At 72.9% G+C, this 23176-nt stretch carries 18 protein-coding genes and 1 tRNA gene; 6 read left to right on the forward strand and 13 right to left on the reverse strand.

The genetic code is table 11. From position 1 onward, the window contains the following. Positions 1-227: 227 nt before the first annotated feature. The 3 genes from ACI8AG_RS04475 to ACI8AG_RS04485 form a co-directional block, all read right to left on the reverse strand. Positions 228-3491 carry an Rne/Rng family ribonuclease gene (locus ACI8AG_RS04475; RefSeq protein ID WP_456596073.1) on the reverse strand — a complete coding sequence of 1088 codons (3264 nt, stop codon included), beginning with the start codon at positions 3489-3491 and terminating at the stop codon, positions 228-230. A 317-nt stretch (positions 3492-3808) separates the two neighbouring features. Continuing rightward, positions 3809-4576, reverse strand: coding sequence for a TIGR03936 family radical SAM-associated protein (locus ACI8AG_RS04480; protein ID WP_456596074.1), 768 nt, complete (start codon positions 4574-4576; stop codon positions 3809-3811). Between the two features lie 14 nt (positions 4577-4590). After that, positions 4591-6534: a TIGR03960 family B12-binding radical SAM protein gene (locus tag ACI8AG_RS04485; RefSeq protein WP_456596075.1), complete on the reverse strand. Its 1944-nt coding sequence runs from the start codon at positions 6532-6534 to the stop codon at positions 4591-4593. Positions 6535-6696: 162 nt separating this feature from the next. Between ACI8AG_RS04485 and ACI8AG_RS04490 the strand changes: the two genes are divergently transcribed. Both ACI8AG_RS04490 and ACI8AG_RS04495 read left to right on the forward strand, forming a co-directional pair. Then, entirely contained in the window at positions 6697-6963 is a 267-nt protein-coding gene (locus ACI8AG_RS04490; protein WP_456587602.1) for a helix-turn-helix transcriptional regulator, read from the forward strand. Beyond that, a complete protein-coding gene (locus ACI8AG_RS04495; protein ID WP_456596076.1) occupies positions 6960-7466 on the forward strand; it encodes a hypothetical protein in 507 nt (168 codons plus the stop codon). Before ACI8AG_RS04490 ends, ACI8AG_RS04495 begins: the two co-directional genes overlap by 4 nt. Before the next feature lie 92 nt (positions 7467-7558). Here the strand turns inward: ACI8AG_RS04495 and ndk are convergent, their stop codons facing one another. From ndk to ACI8AG_RS04510, 3 genes are read right to left on the reverse strand one after another with little or no spacing between them, the layout of a single operon-like run. Then, positions 7559-7969 (reverse strand): nucleoside-diphosphate kinase, encoded by a 411-nt coding sequence (gene ndk, locus ACI8AG_RS04500; protein WP_456596077.1) that lies wholly within the window; start codon positions 7967-7969, stop codon positions 7559-7561. Between the two features lie 11 nt (positions 7970-7980). Further along, positions 7981-8388, reverse strand: a complete 408-nt coding sequence (locus ACI8AG_RS04505; protein ID WP_456596078.1) for a DUF4233 domain-containing protein — start codon at positions 8386-8388, stop codon at positions 7981-7983. Next, positions 8385-9740, reverse strand: a complete 1356-nt coding sequence (locus ACI8AG_RS04510) for a bifunctional folylpolyglutamate synthase/dihydrofolate synthase (protein ID WP_456596079.1) — start codon at positions 9738-9740, stop codon at positions 8385-8387. Before ACI8AG_RS04510 ends, ACI8AG_RS04505 begins: the two co-directional genes overlap by 4 nt. Positions 9741-9782: 42 nt before the next feature. On the opposite strand from ACI8AG_RS04510, the gene valS reads away from it, so the two are divergent. Next, on the forward strand, positions 9783-12368 hold the full coding sequence (gene valS / locus ACI8AG_RS04515; protein ID WP_456596080.1) for a valine--tRNA ligase: 2586 nt from the start codon (positions 9783-9785) through the stop codon (positions 12366-12368). A gap of 82 nt (positions 12369-12450) precedes the next feature. On the opposite strand, the gene ACI8AG_RS04520 is transcribed toward valS, so the two are convergent. Further along, positions 12451-12981 carry a DUF1697 domain-containing protein gene (locus ACI8AG_RS04520; protein WP_456596081.1) on the reverse strand — a complete coding sequence of 177 codons (531 nt, stop codon included), beginning with the start codon at positions 12979-12981 and terminating at the stop codon, positions 12451-12453. A gap of 199 nt (positions 12982-13180) precedes the next feature. On the opposite strand from ACI8AG_RS04520, the gene ACI8AG_RS04525 reads away from it, so the two are divergent. Further along, complete coding sequence (locus ACI8AG_RS04525; protein ID WP_456596082.1) at positions 13181-14092, forward strand: DUF559 domain-containing protein; 912 nt, start codon at positions 13181-13183, stop codon at positions 14090-14092. Between the two features lie 177 nt (positions 14093-14269). On the opposite strand, the gene clpX is transcribed toward ACI8AG_RS04525, so the two are convergent. The 6 genes from clpX to ACI8AG_RS04555 all read right to left on the reverse strand — a co-directional run bounded on the left by clpX (position 14270) and on the right by ACI8AG_RS04555 (position 20591). Beyond that, positions 14270-15544 carry an ATP-dependent Clp protease ATP-binding subunit ClpX gene (clpX, locus tag ACI8AG_RS04530; protein ID WP_091935355.1) on the reverse strand — a complete coding sequence of 425 codons (1275 nt, stop codon included), beginning with the start codon at positions 15542-15544 and terminating at the stop codon, positions 14270-14272. A 295-nt stretch (positions 15545-15839) separates the two neighbouring features. Further along, on the reverse strand, positions 15840-16469 hold the full coding sequence (locus tag ACI8AG_RS04535; protein WP_456587611.1) for an ATP-dependent Clp protease proteolytic subunit: 630 nt from the start codon (positions 16467-16469) through the stop codon (positions 15840-15842). A gap of 19 nt (positions 16470-16488) precedes the next feature. Next, entirely contained in the window at positions 16489-17127 is a 639-nt protein-coding gene (locus tag ACI8AG_RS04540; protein WP_456587612.1) for an ATP-dependent Clp protease proteolytic subunit, read from the reverse strand. A 299-nt stretch (positions 17128-17426) separates the two neighbouring features. After that, positions 17427-18881: a trigger factor gene (tig, locus tag ACI8AG_RS04545; RefSeq protein WP_456587613.1), complete on the reverse strand. Its 1455-nt coding sequence runs from the start codon at positions 18879-18881 to the stop codon at positions 17427-17429. A gap of 132 nt (positions 18882-19013) precedes the next feature. After that, positions 19014-19087 (reverse strand) — tRNA-Pro (locus tag ACI8AG_RS04550). A gap of 49 nt (positions 19088-19136) precedes the next feature. After that, complete coding sequence (locus ACI8AG_RS04555) at positions 19137-20591, reverse strand: amidase (RefSeq protein WP_456596083.1); 1455 nt, start codon at positions 20589-20591, stop codon at positions 19137-19139. A 147-nt stretch (positions 20592-20738) separates the two neighbouring features. On the opposite strand from ACI8AG_RS04555, the gene ACI8AG_RS04560 reads away from it, so the two are divergent. Together ACI8AG_RS04560 and ACI8AG_RS04565 are read left to right on the forward strand one after the other, a co-directional pair. Next, positions 20739-22673 carry an alpha/beta hydrolase gene (locus ACI8AG_RS04560; RefSeq protein WP_456596084.1) on the forward strand — a complete coding sequence of 645 codons (1935 nt, stop codon included), beginning with the start codon at positions 20739-20741 and terminating at the stop codon, positions 22671-22673. Positions 22674-22780: 107 nt separating this feature from the next. Then, positions 22781-23167, forward strand: coding sequence for a hypothetical protein (locus tag ACI8AG_RS04565; protein WP_456596085.1), 387 nt, complete (start codon positions 22781-22783; stop codon positions 23165-23167). The last annotated feature ends 9 nt before the right edge of the window (positions 23168-23176 follow it).

Here is a 23176-nt window from a genome sequence, read left to right on the forward strand (position 1 = left end):
CTGTGTCCGGCGCGCACGACCGGGGGGCGCCGGGTGCTTGGACGGCTGCGCACGCCGTCCCGGCGGCACCCGGAGGCGCCTGCGCGGTGGCGCAGCAACCCGACCAGCGTACCCGAGGCTGCCCGCACCGGTCGACACGCCCCGGCTGTGGCCCTGGCGACCCCGCTCCCCCGGGCCCGCGCCCCCGTCCGGGGCCGCCGGACGGGGCCGCGGGGCACTGCCAGGGACTAGGACACCGGCGGACCGGCCGGCCGGCTGGCCGCCCGGCGGCGGCGCGGCCGGGCAGCCGCGGCCGGCGCCTCGCCGTCGCCGGCGGCCGGCTCGGCCGGTGCTGCCGGGGTCTCGGCCCCGGCGTCGACGGCGTGCGCCACCCCGCCGGGGACGACGTCGGCCGTCGTCGTCGCCGGGGTGATCGGCTGCGCGGACTCGGCCGGCGCCTCGACGGCGCCGACCTCACCGGCCGGGAGCACGTCCTCGGCCTCGGTCTCCGCGACCGGCACCGGGACGGGCGCGGTCTCGGGCAGCGGCTGGACCGTCGTCACCCGCGCGTCGACCCGCTGTGCGGGCGGCACGACCACCGGCGCCTCCGGGCCTGCCGGCGCGTCGTCCGGGCCGGTCCGCCCGGGCTCCGGCGAACCGGCGACCGGGGCCGGGACGACCGGGTCGACGTCCTCGACCGTCTCGGCCGAGCCGTCGGCCACGGGCTCACCGGCGGGGGTCCCGTCGTCGGCGCGGGTGCCGGCGAGCACGGCGGCGTCCTCGGCCGCGCGCTCCTCCCCCGACTGCCCGCGGTTGCGCCGGCCGCGGCTGCGACGTCCGCCGCTGCGGCCGCCCTCGGCGGCCTCGCCGTCACCGGCGGGCGCCTCGGCCCCGCCCGCGCCGGTCGCCTCGACCTCCTCGGCCTCCTTCGCGACGGCGTCCTTGCCGCCGCGGCTGCGCCCGGACTCCTTGCCACCGGCGTCCTTGCCGCCGGAGTCCTTGCCGCCGGAGTCCTTGCCGCCGGAGTCCTTGCCGCCGGAGTCCTTGCCGCCGGAGTCCTTGCCGCCGGAGTCCCGGCCGGAGTCCTTGCCGCCGCCGGAGTTGCTCCCGCCGCCGTTGCCACCGCCCCGGCGCTTCTCGTCCACCGGGTCGAGGTGCACGACGATGCCGCGCCCGCGGCAGTGCTCGCAGGATTCGGAGAAGACCTCCAGCAGGCCCTGGCCCACGCGCTTGCGGGTCATCTGCACCAGGCCCAGCGAGGTCACCTCGGCGACCTGGTGCTTGGTGCGGTCGCGGCCCAGGCACTCGGTGAGCCGGCGCAGCACGAGATCACGGTTGCTCTCGAGCACCATGTCGATGAAGTCGATGACGATGATGCCGCCGATGTCGCGCAGCCGGAGCTGGCGGACGATCTCCTCGGCCGCCTCCATGTTGTTGCGCGTCACGGTCTGCTCGAGGTTGCCGCCCGAGCCGGTGAACTTCCCGGTGTTGACGTCGACGACAGTCATCGCCTCGGTGCGGTCGATCACCAGCGAGCCGCCCGACGGCAGCCAGACCTTGCGGTCCAGCGCCTTCGTCAGCTGCTCGTCGATCCGCAGGTCGTGGAAGACGTCGCCCTGGCCGGTGTAGCGGGTCAGCCGCGCGGTGAGCTCGGGGCTCACGTGCGCGACGTAGGCCTCGACGGTGTCCCAGGCGTCGTCGCCCTGGACCACGAGCTCCTTGAAGTCCTCGTTGAAGACGTCGCGGATCACCCGGATCGCCAGGTCGGGCTCGCCGTAGAGCAGCGTCGGCGCGTTCGACGTCGACTCGGACTTCTGCTTGATGACGTCCCACTGCGCCTTCAGCCGGTTGACGTCGCGGGTGAGCTCCTCCTCCGAGGCGCCCTCGGCGGCGGTCCGGATGATCACGCCGGCGTCCTCGGGGACGATCCGCTTGAGGATGTCCTTGAGCCGCTGGCGCTCGGTGTCGGGCAGCTTGCGGCTGATCCCGGTCATCGAGCCGCCGGGCACGTAGACGAGGAAGCGACCGGGCAGGTTGATCTGCTGGGTCAGCCGGGCGCCCTTGTGGCCGATCGGGTCCTTGGTGACCTGCACCAGGATCTTGTCGCCGGACTTGAACGCCTGCTCGATCGAGCGCTGCTTGCCCGAGAGCCCGACGGCGTCCCAGTTCACCTCACCGGCGTAGACGACGGCGTTGCGACCCTTGCCGATGTCGACGAACGCCGCCTCCATGCTGGGCAGCACGTTCTGCACCCGGCCCAGGTAGACGTTGCCCGCGAAGGACGTCGCGGAGGCCTGGGTGACGTAGTGCTCGACGAGGACGTCGTCCTCGAGCACGGCGATCTGCGTCCGCTCGCCGCGCTGGCGGATCACCATCTTCCGGTCGACGGCCTCGCGGCGGGCGAGGAACTCCGACTCGGTCAGGATCGGCTGGCGACGGCGCCCGGTGTCCCGGCCGTCCCGGCGGCGCTGGCGCTTGGCCTCGAGCCGGGTGGAACCGGCGATGCCGCGGACGTCGTCGTCGCTGGTGCTGCGGCCGTTGCGCCCGGCCCGCTCGGGACGGTCATCGTCGTCGGTGTCGTCGGAGGACTCGTCCGCGCCGGAGCTCCCGCCACGGCGACGGCGGCGCCGCCGGCGGCGGGTGCCCGACCCGGTCGACCCCTCGTCCTCGCCCTCGTCCTCGTCGGTGTCGGTCGCGGCACCGGAGGTCTCGTCGTCCTCGGTGTCGTCGGCCTGCGGTCGCTCGTCGCCGCCGTCCTCGTCGGAGTCGGCGTCCGAGGAGTCCTCGCCGCTGCGGCCCCGCCCGCGGCCGCGCCGGCCCCGGCGGCGACGCCGGCTCGCCGACGAACCACCCTCGTCGCGGTCCTCGCCGGACTCGTCGCGGTCCTCGCCGGACTCGTCGCGGTCGTCGGTGTCCTCGGCCTGCTCGTCCTCGGTGTCGGCCTCCGCCTGCTCCGGCTCCTCCTCCGCGGGGCGGCGGCGGGACCGGCTGCGGCGGGAGCGGGGCGCCTCGTCGGCGGTCGCGTCCTCACCGTCCTGGTCGCCCGCGGCGTCGACGTCGGGTTCGGGGGACTCCGCCGGACGGCGGCTGCGCCGGCGGGGCGCGGGCGGTGCGTCGTCGGGCGGCGCCACGAAGCTCACGAACGCGGGGATCGGCGCGGCCGCGACGGGTCGGACGGCCTCGACGTGGTCGGGGTCGGCCGCGGCGGCCGGCCGGGTGGCCCGGCGGCGGGGGCGGGCCACGACGGCCGTGGGCTCCGGTGAGCTGAACTGGGCGCCGAACCGCGGTCCGGCCGGTTCGGGCTCGGGCGTCTCGGCCGCGGCGCCGTCCGGGGCATCCGCGGTGTCGTCGGCGGCCGCCGTCTCGTCGGCGTCCTCGGCGTCCGGCGCCCCTTCGTCGGGGGTGGCCGGCGTGCCGGTGACCTCCGCCTCGGCGGGCTGCGGTGTGCCCGGCGGGACCCCGGTCTCCTGGGTGTCGTCGTTCTCGGTGGTCGGGTGGTCGGTGTCAGCCACGAGGGCTCTCGCCTCCTGTGCTGCTCCCGGGCGCCGATCGAGAGGACTGGCGGCCGCGCAGGAGCACGGGTTGGGCGGGGCGGGCCGCCGCGCGGGGTACGGCGGACTGGCTCGCCCTGCGAAGTCTGTGGGCGGCTCCCGCGCGACGGTTGCCGCGGCGGGGAGCCGGATGTGGTGGTGCGCACCTCCGGTGACGCCGGGGGTGGTGGTGCGGGTCCTGCGGTGGTCTGGGCATCCGGGCCGGGTGGCCTGGAACGGGCGCGTCACGTCTGGCAGCCGTGGCGCTCGACAGCGCGCGGTCTCCGGGCGTCCGCCGGTCAGACCGTCGCGTGCTCCCCCTGGCAGCGGGTGCGCGCCGCACGGTCAGGACCGAACGGATCGGCCACGGTCCCGGTGTCGTCGAGCCGGCCCTGCGCCTCACGCACGGCCCGGGGGGGCAACGGCGGGCGCAGGTCGGCGACGGCAGCCAGGGCGGCCAACACGTCGTCGGGTCGTACAGCGGGCGTCACCTGCCGGACGACCATGTGCAGTATGGCACAACCTGCCTCCTCCGACGCTGACGCGCTGGCCACGGCGGGGCGCGCGTCCACGTCCTTGAGGCCGTTCTTGGTCCGCTTGGCGACGGTGACGACGTCGGCCGCGAGGAACTTCTCGACCGCCGGGGCGAGCTCCTCCAGGCGCACGCCGGGCAGTTCCACGCGCCAGACGGAGGTGTCGATGCGGTCGGCCAGCGACCCGGTCCCCTCCTGCGCCTCGACGACCTCCAGGACGGCGATGTCCGGCGGCAGCGCGGTGTCGAGCGCGACCCGCACCGCCTCGGGGTCGCAGCGGATCGCCACCCCGATCTCCAGGTACTCCGCCTCGCTGGCCGACCCGGTCGGCGCGGCCCCGATGTAGGAGATCTTCGGGTGCGGGCTGAACCCGGCGGAGAACGCCATCGGCACCTGGGCCCGGCGCAGCGCCCGCTCCAGGGCCCGGGCGAGGTCGCGGTGGGAGGCGAAGCGGAGCCGGCCCCGCTTGGCGTAGCGGATCCGCAGCTTCTGCACGGTGGGCGGCGGCGGCGGGCCCTCGGGCTGGCGAGCCATGTGGTCTCCCCCGCTCAGACGACGGTGAGCGGCAGCAGGCTGCGCCCCGTCGGCCCGATCTGGATCTCGGTACCCATGGTGGGACAGACCCCGCAGTCGTAGCAGGGGGTCCACCGGCAGTCGGCGACCTCCTCCTCCGACAGGGCCTCCTGCCAGTCCTCCCAGAGCCACTCCTTGTCCAGGCCGGAGTCCAGGTGGTCCCAGGGCAGGATTTCGTGCTCGGTGCGCTCGCGGGTGGTGAACCAGTCGAGGTCGACCCCGAAGGCGGCCAGCTCCTCGGCGGCGGCCTGGGTCCAGCGCTCGTAGGAGAAGTGCTCGCTCCAACCGTCGAACTTGCCGCCCTCGCGCCACACCCGCTCGATGACCCGGCCCACCCGGCGGTCGCCCCGGGAGAGCAGGCCTTCGATCACGCCGGGCTTGCCGTCGTGGTAGCGCAGGCCGATGGAGCGGCCGATGCGGCGGTCGGCGTTGATGGCCTGGCGCAGCACCCGCAGCCGGTGGTCGATGGTCTCGGCGCTCGCCTGGGCCGCCCACTGGAACGGCGTGTGCGGCTTGGGCACGAAGCCACCGATGGAGACGGTGCAGCGGATGTCCTTGCGGCCGCTCGCCTCGCGGCCGGCGCGGATCACCTCGACCGCGAGCTCGGCGATCTCCAGCACGTCCTCGTCGGTCTCGGTCGGCAGCCCGCACATGAAGTAGAGCTTCACCTGCGTCCAGCCGTTGGCGTACGCCGTCGTCACCGTGCGGACGAGGTCCTCCTTGGACACCGTCTTGTTGATGACCCGGCGGATGCGCTCGCTGCCGCCCTCGGGGGCGAAGGTCAGCCCGCTCCGCCGGCCGTTGCGGGAGAGCTCGTTGGCCAGCGTGACGTTGAAGGCGTCCACGCGGGTGCTGGGCAGGCTGAGGCTGGTGTTGGTGCCCTCGTAGCGGTCGGCGAGCTGCTTGGCCACCTGGCCGATCTCGGAGTGGTCGGCGCTGGAGAGGCTGAGCAGGCCGACCTCCTCGTAGCCGGTGGCCTTCAGCCCCTGCTCGACCATGGAGCCGATGCCGGTGATCGTCCGCTCGCGCACCGGGCGGGTGATCATCCCGGCCTGGCAGAACCGGCAACCGCGGGTGCAGCCGCGGAAGATTTCCACGCTCATCCGCTCGTGCACGCTCTCGGCGAGCGGCACCAGCGGCTGCTTCGGGTAGGGCCACTCGTCGAGGTCCATGACGGTGCGCTTGCCGACCTTCGCCGGGACGTCGTCGCGCGTCGGGGTCACCGCGGCGATCGTGCCGTCGGGGCCGTAGGAGAACGCGTAGAAGCGCGGCACGTAGACGCCGTCGACGCGGGCCAGGCGGACCAGCAGCTCGTCGCGGCCGCCCGGGCGCCCCTGCGCCTTCCACGCCTTGACGACGTCGGTGATGTCGCCGACGGCCTGCTCGCCGTCGCCCAGGACCGCGCAGTCGACGAAGTCGGCGACCGGCTCGGGGTTGAAGGCGGCATGCCCGCCGGCGACGACGACCGGGTGGGTCTCGTCGCGGTCGACGGCGTGGAGCGGGACCCCGGCGAGGTCGAGGGCCTCGAGCAGGTTGGTGTAGCCCAGCTCGGTGGCGAAGCTGACGCCCAGGAGGTCGAAGTCGCGCACGGAGCGGTGGCCGTCGACGGTGAACTGCGGGACCCCGTGCTCGCGCATCAGCGCGGCGAGGTCGGGCCAGACGGCGTAGGTGCGCTCGGCCAGGGCGTCGGGGCGCTCGTTGAGCACCTCGTACAGGATCATCAGCCCCTGGTTGGGCAGCCCCACCTCGTAGGCGTCGGGGTACATGAGCGCCCAGTGCACGTCCGCGGACTCCCACGGCTTGGTCTGGGCGTTGAGCTCACCACCCACGTACTGGATGGGCTTCTGGATCTGGGCCAGCAGCGGCTCGAGTCGCGGGTACAGCGACTCGCCGGCGGTGGTGCGGAGCTCTGCAGTCATGACCGGTCCAGGGTAGCCGCCGCCTCGCCGGGCCCGTGTTGATCAGGTGACCTGATCGTTAGGGGTCCTGGCTCAGCGTCGACCGTGAGCCAGGACCCCACACGGTGAGCCAGGACAACGACCCTTGCGCCGTCCCGCTGTATTTATGCTACGGTTTGTCGCATGGGAAGACAGCCGAAGGGTGAGGCGGACAAGGTCCACGACCGCATCGCCGTGCTCAGGGCCGACCGTGGCGTGAGCCGGAAGGAACTCGCGGACGCCGTCGGCGTCCATCCGCAGACGATCGGCTACGTGGAGCGCGGCGAGTACAGCCCGTCGCTGGCCCTGGCCCTGCGCATCGCCCGCTACTTCGACCTGCCGGTAGAGGCGATCTTCTCCCTCGACCCGCTGCCCTCGCTCAGCCAGGAACTCCTCAGGAGGACGTCGTGACCATCTCCCCCGAGCAGACCTATCTCGCCCGCACGTTCGAGGACGGGCGATACGCCTGGGCCCGTTCGCTGACGAACCGCCGCCGCGCCGTCGTCGCCGAGGCCGTCCTCCTGGTGGCGCTGATCGCGGCCACCCTCACCGCCGCGATCAGCGGCACCGGATGGTCGACGTGGTTCTTCGCCGCGTGGACGGCCGGGATGCTGGCGTTCATCCCGCTGCACTCACTGCTCAACCTGGGCATCCGCGGCGTCTTCGACCGCAGCACCCGGTCGCTCGACGAGCATCAGCAGCGGGTGCGCGAGCGGTCGTACAGCGCAGTGGGCTGGCCGAGCACCGCCCTGCACTTCGCCGCCTGGTTCGGTGCCGTCACGCTCGTCGCGCTCACCGAGCACGTGGACCTCGCGCTGTGCCTGGGCTTCCTGCTCTGGTTCTCCGCCGGGTTGCTGTCCTACTGGCACCTGGCCTGGACCGCCCCCGAGGAGCCGGCCGACGCCGACTCCTGACCCGCCCCCTGATGTGCCGAGATCACGCGATCTCGGCACATCAGGCGCATCTGCGCGCCGAGATCACGGGATCTCGGCGACGAGGAGAGATCTCAGCTCAGGTTCGGGAAGAAGAGCTTCACCTCGCGCTCGGCGGACTCGGGCGAGTCGGAGCCGTGCACGATGTTGTTCTGCACCTCGAGGGCGAAGTCGCCGCGGACGGTCCCTGGGCCGGCCTTCACCGGGTCGGTGGCACCGGCCAGGGCGCGGAACGCCTCGATGGCCCGCGGCCCCTCGACGACCAGCGCCATGAGCGGGCCGCTGGTGATGAACTGCACCAGGTCGGCGAAGAACGGCCGCTCGCGGTGCTCGGCGTAGTGGGTCTCGGCGGTCTCCCGGTCCAGGGTGCGCAGCTCGGCGGCGACCAGGCGCAGCCCCTTGCGCTCGAGCCGCGTGATCACCTCACCGACCAGGCCACGGGAGACGCCGTCGGGCTTGACGAGGACGAGAGTGCGTTCGGTCACGGGGCGGCAGCCTACGGGGTGGCCGCTCCACCGCCGTCGGCGTCGGTGCCCCGGGGCTCCTCGACCGGCCCGAACGGGGTGCCCACCAGCTCCTTGCGCACCTGCAGCAGGTAGGCCCAGATGAGCAGGAAGGCCCCCGCCACGAACCACATGACGGCGTTGAGCAGGCCGGTGAGCAGCAGCGGCACCTGCAGGACGGTGCCGATCAGCAGACCTCGCTCCCGGCGCTGCAGGCCGGACGCGAGGATCAGCACCACCGCCAGGACCAGCAGGACGGTCAACCGGACGGCGCCGAGCCCCTCCTCGGTCTGCGCGATGCCGCGGGGCACGAAGAGGACGGCGATGCCTTCCAGCACCAGGATCGCGGCCGCGGCTCCGCGCAGCGCCTTCGCCGCGCGCAGCGGGTCGGCCGCGGTCACCGCGAGCCCCGGGCCATCAGCGTGCGGGCCTCGCCGGCGGTGATCACGCTGCCGGTGACCAGCACGCCGGAGCCGCCCAGGGCGTCGTCCGGACCGGCCTCGGCGAGCTCGATCGCCTCGGTGATCGCCTCACCCAGCTCTGGCTGGACGCTCACCCGGTCGGCGCCGAAGACGTCGACGGCCAGCGCGCCGAGCTCGTCGGCGGGCATGGCGCGCGGCGAGCTGTTCTGGGTGACGACCAGTTCGGCGCAGACCTCCTCCAGGGCGGCCAGCATCCCGGCGACGTCCTTGCCGTGCACGCACCCGACCACGCCGACGAGCCGGGTGAAGTCGAAGGACTCCCGGAGCGCCTCGACGGTCGCGCGCATGCCGGCCGGGTTGTGCGCCGCGTCGACCAGCACCGTCGGGCTGGTGCGCACCCGCTCCAGCCGGCCGGGTGACCGGACGGCGGCGAAGGCAGCGCGCACGGTCTCCTGCTCGATCGGGCCGGTCGCCGCGCCCGCGCCGAGGAACGCCTCGACCGCGGCGAGCGCCGTCACCGCGTTCTGCGCCTGGTGCGCCCCGAAGAGCGGGAGGAAGACCTCCTCGTACTCCCCGCCGAGCCCCTGCAGGCGCACCTGCTGCCCACCGACGGCGACCGTGCGCTCCAGCACGCCGAACTCGGTGCCCTCGCGGGCGACCACCGCCTCGACCTCCACGGCGCGACGGACCAGGGTGTCGAGCGCCCCGGGCTGCTGGCGGGCCAGCACCGCGATGGCGTCGGGCTTGATGATCCCCGCCTTCTCCCCCGCGATCGTGGCGACGTCCGGGCCGAGGTACTCGGCGTGGTCGAGGTCGACCGGGGTGACGACGGCGACGCGGGCATCGGCGACGTTCGTCGCGTCCCACGTGCCGCCCATGCCGACCTCGATGACGGCGACGTCGACCGGGGCGTCGGCGAACAGCGCGTAGGCCATGCCGACCATGACCTCGAAGAAGCTCAGCGGGACCTCGCCCGCGGCGTCGACCATCTGCACGTAGGGCGCGATGTCCTCGTAGGTCTCGACGAACCGCTCGGCGCTGACCGGCTCGCCGTCGACGACGATCCGCTCGCGGATCGACTCCAGGTGGGGGCTGGTGAAGCGGCCCACGCGGAGGCCGAAGCCGCGCAGCAGCTCGTCGATCATCCGGGCCGTCGTCGTCTTGCCGTTGGTGCCCGCCACCTGGATGACCGGCATCGCCCGGTGCGGCGATCCCAGCAGGTCGACCAGGGCGTTGATGCGGGTGAGCGAGGGCTCCAGGCGGCTCTCCGGCCAGCGGGCCAGCAGCTCCTTCTCCACCCGGGCCATGTCACCGGTGCTGCTGTTGCTCATCCTGCTCAGGATGCCAGTCGTGCAGTTCCTAGGATGAGTGACATGGTTCCCGACATCGCGCCCCCGGACACGACTGCCCCGGCTGCGACCGTCGGCGTACCCGACCGGCCGACCGTCGACGGGCTCGAGGACAAGTGGATCGCCCGCTGGACGGAGCAGGACACCTACGGCTTCGACCGCGCCGCTGCGCTGACCGCGCCGCGCGAGCAGATCTGGTCGATCGACACCCCGCCGCCGACCGCCAGCGGCTCGCTGCACGTGGGCCACGTCTTCAGCTACACCCACACCGACATCGTCGCCCGCTACCAGCGGATGCGCGGCAAGCACGTCTACTACCCGATGGGCTGGGACGACAACGGCCTGCCCACCGAGCGGCGGGTGCAGAACTACTACGGCGTGCGGTGCGACCCGGCGCTGCCCTACGACCCGTCCTTCGAGCCGCCCGCGAAGCCCGGCAAGGACCAGGTGCCGATCTCGCGGCGCAACTTCGTCGAGCTGTGCATGCAGCTCACGGAGGAGGACGAGGCCGAGTTCGAGAAGCTGTGGCGCCGCGTGGGTCTGTCGGTGGACTGGACGAACGTCTACCGCACGATCTCGGAGTCCTCCCGGGCCACCGCCCAGCGGATGTTCCTGCGCAACCTCGCCCGCGGCGAGGCCTACGCCCAGGAGGCGCCGACCCTCTGGGACGTCACCTTCCGCACCGCCGTCGCCCAAGCCGAGCTCGAGGACCGGGAGCGCCCCGGCGCCTACCACCGGATCGCCTTCTCCGGCCCCGAGGGCCCGGTGTTCATCGAGACCACCCGCCCGGAGCTGCTGCCGGCCTGCGTCGCGCTGGTCGCCCACCCCGACGACGAGCGCTACCAGCCGCTGTTCGGCAAGACGGTCCGGACGCCGGTCTTCGGCGTCGAGGTGCCGGTCGTCGCCCACCGCCTCGCCGAGCCGGACAAGGGCTCGGGCATCGCGATGATCTGCACCTTCGGCGACCTCAACGACGTCACCTGGTGGCGCGAGCTGCAGCTGCCGACCCGCGCGATCGTCGGCTGGGACGGCCGCATCCTGGCCGAGCCGCCGGCCGACGTCCCCGCGGAGCCGTACGCGGAGCTCGCCGGAAAGACCGTCTTCAGCGCGCAGCAGCGCATCGTGGAGATGCTGCGGGAGTCCGGCGACCTGGAGGGCGACCCGAAGCCGATCACCCACCCGGTGAAGTTCTTCGAGAAGGGCGAGCGCCCGCTGGAGATCGTCACCACCCGCCAGTGGTACATCCGCAACGGCGGCCGCGACGGCGACCTGCGCGACGCCCTCGTCGCCCGCGGCCGGGAGATCCAGTGGGTGCCCGAGCACATGCGCCACCGCTACGACAACTGGGTCGAGGGCCTCAACGGCGACTGGCTGATCAGCCGCCAGCGCTTCTTCGGGGTGCCCTTCCCGGTCTGGTACCGGCTCGACGAGGCGGGCGAGCCCGACTTCGAGAACCCGATCCTCGCGGCCGAGGAGTCGCTGCCGGTCGACCCGTCCTCCGACGTGCCGCCCGGCTTCGACGAGGCGCAGCGCGGGCAGCCCGGCGGTTTCATGGCCGACCCCGACGTCATGGACACCTGGGCGACCTCCTCGCTGTCGCCGCAGGTGGCGTCGGGCTGGGACACCGACCCGGAGCTGTTCGCCAAGGTCTTCCCGATGGACCAGCGGCCGCAGGCGCACGACATCATCCGCACCTGGCTGTTCTCCACCGTCGTCCGCGCGCACTTCGAGCACGGCACGGTGCCGTGGACGCACGCCACCATCTCCGGCTTCGTGGTCGACCCCGACCGCAAGAAGATGTCGAAGTCCAAGGGCAACGCGACGACGCCGATCGACGTGCTGGAGCGGTACGGCACCGACGCGGTGCGCTGGCGCGCGGCCGGGGCGCGCCCGGGTGCGGACTCGCCGTTCGACGAGGCGCAGATGAAGGTCGGCCGCCGGCTGGCCATGAAGATCCTCAACGTCGGCAAGTTCGTCCTGGGTCTGGGCGCCTCGGCGGCGCTGACGGCCGACGACGTCACCGAGCCGATCGACCGGGCGCTGCTCGCGGGGCTGGCCGGCGTCGTCGACGAGGCGACCGCGGCGATGGAGGCGTTCAACTACACCCGCGCCCTCGAGGTCGCAGAGGCGTTCTTCTGGTCGTTCTGCGACGACTACGTGGAGCTGGTGAAGTCCCGCGCCTACCGGTCGGATGCGGCCGCGACCTCCGCGCAGGCGGCGCTGGCGATCGCCCTGGACGTCCAGCTGCGGCTGTTCGCCCCGGTGCTGCCGTTCGTCACCGAGGAGGTCTGGTCGTGGTGGCAGACCGGCTCGGTGCACCGGGCGCTGTGGCCGACCGCGACGGAGCTGCCGACCGGGGGCGACCCCGCGGTGGTCTCGGTGGCCGCGGCCGCGCTGGCCGGGGTGCGCAAGGCGAAGTCCGACGCCAAGCAGTCGATGCGCGCCGAGGTGGAGACGGCGACCGTCACCGCCCCGGCCGCGCAGGTGCCCGCGCTCGAGGCGGCGCGCTCGGACCTCGTCGACGCCGGCCGGATCCAGACGCTGACCGTGCGCCCGGGCGAGGGTGAGCTCACCGTGGACGTCGTCCTCGCGCCGGCCCCGGAGGCCTGACCCCGCCGGCCGTCGTAGCGATGTGCGGCGGGGGCGCGTTCCGTCGGCTGGAACGCACCCCCGGCGCGCATCGGCAACCGCATCAGCGGGTCAGCTCGACCAGCTTCGTCACCGTGTTCCAGTTCCGGTTGGTGCCGGCCTGGCCGAGGATGCGGTCCCACTTCCACCCGCCCATGGCGCTGCCCTGCATGCCTTCCGGCAGCCAGAGGTAGACCTCCCGGCCGCGGACCACGTACTCGCCGCCCTCGGCCGTGGGTGCCGCCGCCACGCGCTCGGGGTCCAGCGGCTCGGGGAAGAACGTGACCGAGTAGCGGGCGTGGTCGTCGGCGAGGTGGCCCAGCGGATCGACGGCCAGGACCTCGGCGAGCTCGTCCGCCGTCCGCACCACCACGGGGACGTCGAGGGCGAAGTGCTGGGCGATGGCCGCGGTCAGGTCGGCGGCGAGCTCGGCCTCGGGCAGCGCGCTGTCGAGGATGACGTTCCCACTGGCCAGGTGCGTGCGGACAGCGCCGTACCCGCGTTCGGTGAGGACCTCGCGCAGCCGCGGCATCGAGACCCGGCGCGTGGCGCCCAGGTTGATCGCCCGCAGCAGCGCCACGTAGCGGGTGGTCACACCGAGACGCTACCGCTCCCGCCGCCGCGGTCCGGCAGGCAGCGGGCGCCGCGTCCGCGGCGACTGACTCCGCGGGCGTTGTCCCTCCGGCGGACATCCGGGCGGCCGCGATGCCCATCACGGGGCCAACGCTTCCGACGTCGTCCACAGGTTCGCCGGAGCTGCCCCGCGCCAGGACCACGGCCAGCAGGCTGGGCCGGTGCACGACATCCTCCGGCTGCTCGACCCGATGCGGGTGGCCTCGACCGCGGCCCTCGCGCAGCACGTCGACCCGCGCACGATCAGCCGGTGGCTGGCCTCCGGCCGGCTCGTGCGGCTGCACCCCGGCTGGGTCACCGTCCCGCAGCTCGCCGATGACTGGGCGGTGCGCGCCCATGCCGCCACGTCCTACTGCGGCGGGCCGCTCAGCCACTGGAGCGCGCTCGCGGTCCACGGCCTCGGGGAGGAGTACACGCAGCTGGACGTCACGGTGCCGGCGGGATCGAGGGTCCGGACCACCCGGTGGGTGCGCGTCCACCGGAGCCGGACACCGCTCGGCCTGACCGCTGCGCGCGGCTTGGTGACGACCCCGGTCCCCCGGGCTCTGGTCGACACCTGGGGCGATGCCCATCGCGCGACGGCGATGCGGGCCTCCCCCCGACTCGCCAGAGCCGCGGTGCTCCGTGCGGTGCAGCGCCGGAGCGTGGATGCGGCCGAGGTGACGGGCGAGCTGGCCCGTCGCCCGAACCTGCCCGGGCGGTCCGCACTGCACGAGCTGCTGGCGCTCGTCGCGGGCGGTAGCCACAGCGAGCTGGAGATCTTCGGCCTCCAGCACATCCTCACCGTTCCCGGTCTGCCGGAGTGCCGGCGCCAGCACCGGGTCCTCCTGCCGGAAGGGCCGGTTCTCCTGGACGCGGCCTGGCCCGAGGTCCGGCTGGCGGTCGAGCTGGACGGGGCGGCGTTCCACGGGTCGGAGGACGCGCGCGAACGGGACCTCCGCCGGGACGCTTCCCTCGCCGCGCTCGGGTGGCAGACGCTGCGGTTCAGCTACCGGCGGGCCACCTCGGAGCCGGCCAGCTGCCGCGCGCAGATCGCTCAGATCTACCGGCAGCGACTCGGCGTCGTCCCGTGACCGGACATCCGGTCGTCCGGAATGCCGGGTACCGGGACAACACCCCCTGCTCCGAGCGGGAGGGCGGCGGGGCGGCGGGGCGGCGCGAGCAGACACCCGCGGCGAGGGCTGAACGGGGCGAGAACAGCACGAGCCCGCCCCCGATGTCGGGGACGGGCTCGCGGCGTCAGCTGCGGATCAGGCCGACTTCTCGCGGGGGGCGCGGGTGGGCTTGCGCGGGACGATCGTCGGGTTGACGTGCTCCAGCACGACCTCCTTGGTGATCACCACGGACGCGACGTCCTCACGGCTGGGGATGTCGTACATCACCGACTGGAGCACCTCCTCCATGATCGCGCGCAGCCCACGGGCGCCGGTGCCGCGGAGGATCGCCTGGTCCGCGACGGCCTCGAGCGCGTCGTCGGTGAACTCCAGCTCCACGCCGTCGAGCTCGAACAGCTTCCGGTACTGGCGCACCAGGGCGTTCTTCGGCTGGGTCAGGATGTTGATCAGCGCCTGGCGGTCCAGCTTCCGCACGCTGGTGATGACCGGCAGCCGGCCGATGAACTCCGGGATCATGCCGAACTTCAGCAGGTCCTCGGGCATGACCTCGGCGAAGGCGTTGGCGTCCTCGATCTCCTGCTTGCCGCGGATCTCGCCGGCGAAGCCGATGCCCTGCTTGCCGGCGCGGGCCTCGATGACCTGCTCCAGGCCGGCGAAGGCACCGCCCACGATGAACAGCACGTTCGTCGTGTCGATCTGGATGAACTCCTGGTGCGGATGCTTGCGGCCACCCTGCGGCGGCACCGACGCCGTCGTCCCCTCGAGGATCTTCAGCAGCGCCTGCTGCACGCCCTCGCCGGAGACGTCGCGGGTGATCGACGGGTTCTCGCTCTTGCGGGCGATCTTGTCGACCTCGTCGATGTAGATGATGCCGGTCTCTGCCCGCTTGACGTCGTAGTCGGCGGCCTGGATCAGCTTCAGCAGGATGTTCTCGACGTCCTCGCCGACGTAGCCGGCCTCGGTGAGGGCGGTGGCATCCGCGATGGCGAACGGCACGTTGAGCATCCGCGCCAGCGTCTGGGCGAGGTGCGTCTTGCCGCAGCCGGTGGGGCCGATCAGCAGGATGTTGGACTTGGCCAGCTCGACGGCGTCCTCGCGGGAGGCGCGGTCACCGCCGGCCTGGATCCGCTTGTAGTGGTTGTAGACCGCGACCGAGAGCGTCTTCTTGGCCTTGTCCTGGCCGATGACGTACTGGTCGAGGAAGTCGTGGATCTCCTTGGGCTTCGGCAGCTCGTCGAACTTCAGGTCCGACGACTCCGAGAGCTCTTCCTCGATGATCTCGTTGCAGAGATCGATGCACTCGTCGCAGATGTAGACCCCGGGGCCAGCGATGAGCTTCTTGACCTGCTTCTGGCTCTTCCCGCAGAACGAGCACTTGAGCAGGTCACCGCTCTCACCGATTCGTGCCACCTGCTGACCTCCACCTCGACAGTCGCCGGTCCTGGTGCCAGGTACCCGCGGGTTGGACCCTGCTGAAGATTTCTGCCCCGTTCGACCTCGCTGACAGGCTGCCCCGCGAGGCTCTCCTCCCAGCGCTTCCGGCCGGGGATCGGGCGTTCGCCGAACGTACCTGCCGCCGCGGACGAGGTGAGGCAATGACTCACCCGGTTCGTCCGTGGCCGTCCCTCATCTGTCCCGTCGTGCCCTCCGACCTCCGACGGTACGGGCCGAACACGCGCCTCGCGCGTCCCCGGCCCGTACCGGATCAGGCGGTGGGGAGGGCGTTGAGCTTGCGGCTCTGGATCACCTGGTCGACGATCCCGTACTCCTTGGCCTCCTCGGCCGTGAGGATCTTGTCCCGGTCGATGTCCTTGCGGACCTGCTCCTGGCTGCGGCCGGTGTGCCGGGCGAGGATCTGCTCCATCTGGGTGCGCACCCGCTCGATCTCGGCGGCGTGGATCTCCAGGTCGGAGACCTGGCCGCCGGCCTCGCCGGAGGGCTGGTGGATCAGCACGCGGGAGTACGGCAGCGCCAGCCGCTTGCCCGGCGTCCCGGCCGCGAGCAGCACGGCGGCGGCCGAGGCGGCCTGGCCCATGCAGACGGTCTGGATGTCGGGCCGGACGAACATCATCGTGTCGTAGATGGCCATCAGCGAGGTGAAGGAGCCACCGGGCGAGTTGATGTAGATGGTGATGTCGCGGTCCGGGTCGGCCGACTCGAGGGTGATGAGCTGCGCCATCACGTCGTTGGCCGACGCGTCGTCGACCTGCACCCCGAGGAAGATGATGCGCTCCTCGAAGAGCTTGTTGTAGGGGTTGGACTCCTTCATGCCGTAGCTCGTGCGCTCCACGAAGGAGGGCAGGATGTAACGGCTGGAGGGCATCTGGAAGCTCATGGGGTTCTCCTCCGAACCGTCAGTTGTCCGAGACCGGGTTGGCCGAGTCGGTCATCGTCGCGCGGCTGACCACGTGGTCGACGAAGCCGTACTCGAGGGCCTCCTGCGCGGTGAACCAGCGGTCGCGGTCGGAGTCCTCGATGATCCGCTCGACGGTCTGCCCGGTGAGCTGCGCCTGCAGCTCCGACAGCTCCTGCTTGGTCCGCCGGAACAGGTCGGCCTGGATGGCGATGTCCGAGGCCGTGCCCCCGACGCCGGCCGAGGGCTGGTGCATCAGGATCCGCGCGTGCGGCAGGGCGTAGCGCTTGCCCTTGGTGCCGGCGGTCAGGAGGAACTGGCCCATCGAGGCGGCCAGGCCCATCCCGTAGGTGGCGACGTCGCAGTCGATGAACTGCATCGTGTCGTAGATGGCCATACCGGCGGTGACCGAGCCACCGGGCGAGTTGATGTAGAGGTGGATGTCGCTCTTGGGGTCCTCGGCGGAGAGCAGCAGCATCTGGGCGACGAGCTGGTTGGCGATGACGTCGTCGACCTGGGTGCCCAGGAAGATGATGCGCTCGCGGAGCAGGCGCTCGTAGACCGAGTCGTTGAGGTTCATCCCCCCGGCCGCGGCGCGCAGCATCGGCGCGCCGGCCAGGTTCGGGTCGGTGGTGCTCACGGGTGCGGTGACCTCCGTAGGACGCGTGTCGTGGCAAGTCGGTCTCGGTGCGGTGCGGGCCCGGTTCGGCCCTCCGGGGGGCGGTACCCCTCGGCGATCGCCTGAGTCCTCTCGACCCTAACGCGGACCTGCGACGGGACAGTCCCCGTGGCGGCGGTGTTCGCCGTCGGCGCAGCGACCGGCCCCGGAACGCCGCGACGCCGCCCCGCCCAGGTGGGCGGAACGGCGTCGTCGGTGCACCGGCCCCCTCCAGGGGCTCACCGCGAGCGTGCTCGTGGTGAGGAGGAGGGGGTCCTCTTTCAGGCCTTGGTGACGTCCTCGGTGTCCTCGGTCGCCCCTTCGGCGGCCTCGGTGGCGACGGCCTGGACGGCGATGTCGTCGTCCTCGGCCGGCTCCTCCTCGGCGGGGGTCTCCTCGGCGGGCGCCTGGACCGTCTTCGGCCGCAGGGCCTCCAGGTCGACGTTCCGGCCGGACTCGTCGGTGATCGTCGTCTGCTCGAGCAGCTGGGCCAGGGTCTTGGTTCGGCGGACGTCGGCGACGAACTCGGCGATGTTGCCGCTCTGCTGCAGCTGCTGCGCGAACTGCTCCGGGCTCATCCGGTTGCGCTGCGCCTGCGCCATGATCTGCGCCGAGAGGTCGTCGTTATCGACGGTGACCTCACGGGCGTCGGCGATGGCGTCGAGGATGAACTGCGTCTTGACCGCCTGCTCGACGTTCTTCCGCTGGTCGGCCTCGTAGTCCTCGCGGCTCTCCACGCCCGACATCTGCAGGAAGGCGTCCCAGTCCATGCCGGCCTGCTGGAGCTCCCGCTCGAAGGCCTGGTTGCGCCACTGCACCTCGCGCTCGACCAGGTTCTCGGGGATGGGCACCTCGATGGTCTCGACCAGGTGCTCGACGAGCTTGTCGCGCGCCTGGGCGCCCTGCTGGATCACCTTGGAGCGGGCCAGCCGGGTGCGGACGTCCTCGCGCAGCTCCTCGAGGGTGTCGAACTCGCTGGCGGTCTGGGCGAACTCGTCGTCCAGCTCGGGCAGCTCCTTCTCCTTCACCGAGCGGACGGTGACGGTGACGTCGGCCTGCCGGCCGGCGTCGGGGCCCGACAGCAGGGCGGTCTGGAAGGTCGCCGACTCGTCGGCGGACAGCCCGCGGACGGCGTCGTCGAGGCCCTCCATGAGGTTGCCGGAGCCGACCTCGTAGGACATGCCGGTGGTGGAGCCGTCCTCCAGCACCTCGCCGTCGAGCTTGGCTTCCAGGTCGATGGAGACGAAGTCGCCGTCCTGCGCGGGGCGCTCGACGCCGGTGAGCATCGAGAAGCGCTCGCGCATGACGTCGACCTGCTGGTCGATCTCCTCGTCGGTGACCTCGACGTCGTCGACGGTCACGGCCAGGGAGTCGAGCTCCGGCAGTTCCAGCTGCGGGGCGACGTCGACCTCGGCGGTGAAGGCGAGGGTGTCGTTGTCGTCGAGGCGGGTGACCTCGATGTCGGGCTGGCCCAGGACGCGGACCTGGTTCTCGCGGATGACCTCGGAGTAGATCTCCGGAACGGCGTGCTGGACGACCTGCTCCAGGACGACGGGCCGGCCGAGCCGCTGGTCGAGCACGCGGTTGGGGACCTTGCCGGGGCGGAACCCGGGAACGCGGACCTGCTTGCCCAGCTCCTTGTAGACCTCACCGAAGGCGTGGTCCAGGTCCCCCCACGGCACCTCGATCGCCATCCGGACCCGCGTGGGGCCCAGTTCCTCGATGGTGCTCTTCACAGCGGCAGTGCTCCTCGGTGAGACAGTGGTGTGCAGGCGGCCACGACGACGGTGGCGCCGGGTCGACCCCCGAGTCTAGAGACGTCCGGGGCACGCGCGCGGTGGCGGGATGCGGGCATCGCGCTCGTCCGGTCGGGGTGACAGGATTTGAACCTGCGGCCCCCTGCTCCCAAAGCAGGTGCGCTACCAAGCTGCGCCACACCCCGTGGCCGCCCGAGTCTAGGCGTCGCCCGGCCGCCGGCCAGGGCTGGTCGGTCAGGCGGAGACCCGAGGACGGCGGTCGGCCCACGGTGCGGCCTGCTCGAGCGCGGCGGCCACCCGCACCAGCACGTCCTCCCGGCCGACGGCGGCGACCAGCTGGACGCCGACCGGCAGGCCCTCGTCGGTGCGGTGCAGGGGCAGGCTGATCGCCGGCTGACCGGTCACGTTGAACTGCGCGGTGCACGGCATGAGGCTGTTGATCCGCCGGCCCTCCTGCTTCGGCCCGGCCGCCGTGAACCAGCCGAGCTCCGGCGGCGGGGCGGCGATGGTCGGCGTCACCAGGAGGTCGAAGCCCTCCCCGCCCAGCTCCTGCGGCGCCCACCACTGGGCCATGCGGCGGGTCCAGGCGCCGAGCCAGGTGCGGGCGCCGAGGTAGTCCTCGGCGGAGAGCTTCCGGGCCACGGCGCGGTACATGACGTTGCGCGGCTCGAGCTCGTCGTCCTGGATCGGCCGGCGCAGCGCCGAGCGCTCGAGCGCGGAGAGGGTGAGCGCGACGTCGGCGGCGATGGTGGTGGTGAAGAAGCGCGGGAACTGCGGGTCGAACATCGCCCCCGGCGTGCCGGGCCCGACGTCGCAGCCGAGGTCCGCGAGCAGCCGGCCGGCGTGCTCCACCGCGGCCCGGCACACGGGGTCGTCGAGGTACTGCTCCCCCGGGTCGGCGTCGAGCAGCCCCACCCGCAGCCGGCCCACCGGCGCACCCACCTCGTCGGCCAGCGGCCGGGGCAGCGGCGGGGCGGCGTACGGATCGCCGGGCATGGGCCCGGCGATCGTGTCGAGGACGGCGGCGGTGTCCCGCACCGTGCGGGTGACGACGCCGTCGATGGTGGCGCCGGCCCAGCTCTCCCCCACCTCCGGCCCCTGGCTGACCCGGGCCCGCGTGGGCTTGAGCCCGACCAGCCCGCACTCCGATGCCGGGATGCGGATCGAGCCGCCGCCGTCGTTGGCGTGGGCGACCGGCACCAGTCCGGCGGCGACCGCCGCGGCCGACCCGCCGCTGGAGCCGCCGGTCGACCGGCTGGGGTCCCACGGGTTGCGGGCCGGTGGGTTGGCGGCCGGCTCGGTGGTGATCGTCGTCCCGAACTCGGGCACGTTGGTGCGGCCGAGGACGACGAAGCCCGCCGCGCGGAAGCGTTGCGCGAGGTGGCTGTCGACGCGCCAGCGCACGTCGGCGTCCCGCAGGAACGACGTCCCGTAGTGCGTGGCCTCGCCGGCGACGTGGCAGCCGAGGTCCTTGAGCAGCAGCGGCACACCGCGGAACGGGCCGTCCGGGAGCTCGCCGCGCGCCTCGGCGCGGGCGGCGTCGAACCGGTCGCGGATCACGGCGTCCAGCTGCGGGTTCACCCGCTCGATCCGCTCGATCGCGGCGTCGACGAGCTCGGCGGGGGTGGCCTGTCCGGTGCGGACCAGCTCCGCCTGCGCGGTGGCGTCCAGCCACGTGGTGTCGGTCACCCGGCGCACGCTAGCCGGACTGACCACGGACGTTGTAGCGACGGTCGAGCAGGAGTCATGGAACCGGCCTGTGCTGCACCGCCTCGCGCAGTCGATGATGAGGTGCGCGTCCGGCACACGACCACCCCGGTGCACACGGAGAGGGCCATGACGAGTCGTCGAGCAGCACTGCTGTTGGTTCCACTGCTGGCCGTCGGTGCCTGCACGAGCAGCGGCGACGACGACGCCGCGGGAGGTGACACGAGCCCCACCACGGCCGCCGAGGTCGAGATGGGCGCCTGCGAGTTCGACGTGCCTGCGGGGGTGGAGATCGACTGCGGCACGCTGCCCGTCCCGGCCGACCGCGACGACCCCGGCTCCGGGGAGATCCAGCTCGCCTTCGGCATCGTCCGCAGCGACTCCGCCAGCCCGGCGGACGACCCCGTCGTCTACCTGTCGGGCGGGCCTGGCCAGAGCACGCTGGAGCTCGTGCCGCAGGGGTTCGGCCAGCTCTACGAGCCGCTCACCGCGAACCGGGACCTCGTGCTCGTCGACCAGCGCGGCACCGGGCTGACCGAACCGTCGCTGGCCTGCGACGAGTACAGCTCGTGGGTCCAGGAGTCACTCGGCTCCGACCTGCCCCCGGAGGAGCTGGAGGCCCAGGCCGTCGAGTCCCTGGAGGAGTGCCGCCAGCGCCTGGTCGACGAGGGCATCGACTTCGCCGACTACAACAGCGCCGCCTCGGCCGCCGACCTCGAGGACCTGCGCCTCGCTCTCGGCTACGACGAGTGGAACCTCTACGGGATCTCCTACGGCACGCGGCTGGCCCAGACCGTGATGCGCGACCACCCCGACGGCATCCGGTCGGTGGTGCTGGACGCCGCCTACCCGATCGACGCCGACCTCTACGAGGAGACGCCCGGCAACGCCGTCCGGGCGATGGAGGCCCTGTTCGCCACGTGCGCCGACGACGCCGGGTGCGCCGCGCAGTACCCCGAGCTCGAGCAGACCTTCCAGGGCCTGGTCGACGAGCTGAACGCCGCGCCGGCCCCGATCACCGTGGTCGACCCGACGAACGGGCAGCGCATCGAGGACGAGCTCGACGGGGACTCGCTGGTCGGCTTCCTCTTCCAGACCCTCTACTCCACGGAGCTGGTGCCGCACCTGCCGGAGATCATCGCCGCGGCGGACGACGGCGAGTTCGGGACGATCGGCCTGCTGCTCGGCGCGCTCTCCCAGCAGCTCGAGCTGGTCAGCATCGGGCAGCAGCTGGCCGTCCAGTGCCAGGAGGGGGTCGCCTTCGCCGCTGAGGAGGAGGTCGCCGCGGCTGCCGCCGAGCACCCGCTGGTGGAGGGCTTCTTCGAGGGCGCGCCGACGCTGGGCCCCGGCGTCTTCGACGTCTGCGCCTCGTGGGACGCCGGCGAGCCGGGCGCCGGCGCGAACGAGTCCGTGGCCAGCGACATCCCGGCGCTGGTGCTCGCCGGCGACCTGGACCCGATCACGCCGCCGCGGTGGGGCGAGGAGATCGCCGCGGAGCTGCCGAACAGCGTCTTCGTCCGGTTCCCCTTCACCGGGCACGGCGCGGTGCCCAGCCACGACTGCGCGGTGCAGATCGCCGAGGAGTTCCTGGACGATCCCCGCAGCGAGCCGGCGACCGACTGCGTCGACGACATCGAGCCACCGGCCTTCACCGCGGATGACGTCCAGATCGAGATGACGTCGTTCGAGAGCGAGGAGCTAGGCCTCACCGGACAGCGGCCGAGCGGCTGGACCGAGGTGATCCCCGGTGTGTGGCAGGACTCGGTGCTGGTCTCCCTGACCCAGCAGGTCGTCCCCGGGGCGACCGCCGACCAGCTTCTCCAGCAGTTGGCGGCTCAGCTCGGCACCGACCAGCCACCCCAGCCGGTCGAGCAGCTGTCGACGGAGGCCGCCACCTGGGACCTCTACCAGCTGGAGGACCTCGGGCAGCGCGTCGAACTGGCGCTCGCCGACACCTCGGACGGCCTGCTGGTGGTCCAGCTAACGACCAGTCCGGCTCGGGCTGACGTCCATCGCGAGCAGGTCTTCCTGCCGGCCGTCGAAGCGCTGGCCCCGCAGTCCTGAGCCGGGCGCCCGGCCTGTCGTCCGATCCGCGGGAGGCGTCGCCGGCCGTTAGCCTGCCGGGGAGCACACGGGCGGTCGGAGCGCGCCCCAGGGACGGAGGCCTCGCGGTGGAGATCGACGACGACGGCCTCGGCCCGGCCACTCCCCCGCCGCCGCCGGAGTTCGGCGTGCTGCCCGCGGCCGCGGCGCTGGTGCGGCTCCCGTTCGACCTGGTGGTGCTGGTCGGCTACGCCGTGCGCGAGCTCCCGCTGCTCGTGCAGGACGTGCGCAGCACGGTCAACGACGTCGCCCGGCTGGTGCACCACGGCGAGCGGGGCGGCGCGCTGCAGGAGCTGCTCGACAGCCTCGCGCGCGCGGCCCGGGCGGACAGCGCGGGAGCGCTCACGCACCTGCTGCGGTCGGCCGGCGACCTGGCCGCGGTGCGGGCCGAGGTCGAGCGGCAGCGCCTCCTGCTCGGGGACGTCGATCCCGCCCAGGACCGCGGAGACGGCTGACGCCGCCGG

The sequence above is a fragment of the Blastococcus sp. SYSU DS0552 genome (genome assembly GCF_054050815.1).

Excerpts from the sequence above, each read along its gene's own strand:
- ACI8AG_RS04485 (WP_456596075.1), bottom strand. The coding sequence starts at position 6,534 with ATGACTGCAGAGCTCCGCACCACCGCCGGCGAGTCGCTGTACCCGCGA.
- ACI8AG_RS04560 (WP_456596084.1), top strand. The coding sequence starts at position 20,739 with ATGACGAGTCGTCGAGCAGCACTGCTGTTGGTTCCACTGCTGGCCGTC.
- valS (WP_456596080.1), top strand. The coding sequence starts at position 9,783 with ATGGTTCCCGACATCGCGCCCCCGGACACGACTGCCCCGGCTGCGACC.
- ACI8AG_RS04535 (WP_456587611.1), bottom strand. The coding sequence starts at position 16,469 with ATGAGCTTCCAGATGCCCTCCAGCCGTTACATCCTGCCCTCCTTCGTG.
- ACI8AG_RS04490 (WP_456587602.1), top strand. The coding sequence starts at position 6,697 with ATGGGAAGACAGCCGAAGGGTGAGGCGGACAAGGTCCACGACCGCATC.
- ACI8AG_RS04510 (WP_456596079.1), bottom strand. The coding sequence starts at position 9,740 with ATGAGCAACAGCAGCACCGGTGACATGGCCCGGGTGGAGAAGGAGCTG.
- ACI8AG_RS04480 (WP_456596074.1), bottom strand. The coding sequence starts at position 4,576 with ATGGCTCGCCAGCCCGAGGGCCCGCCGCCGCCGCCCACCGTGCAGAAG.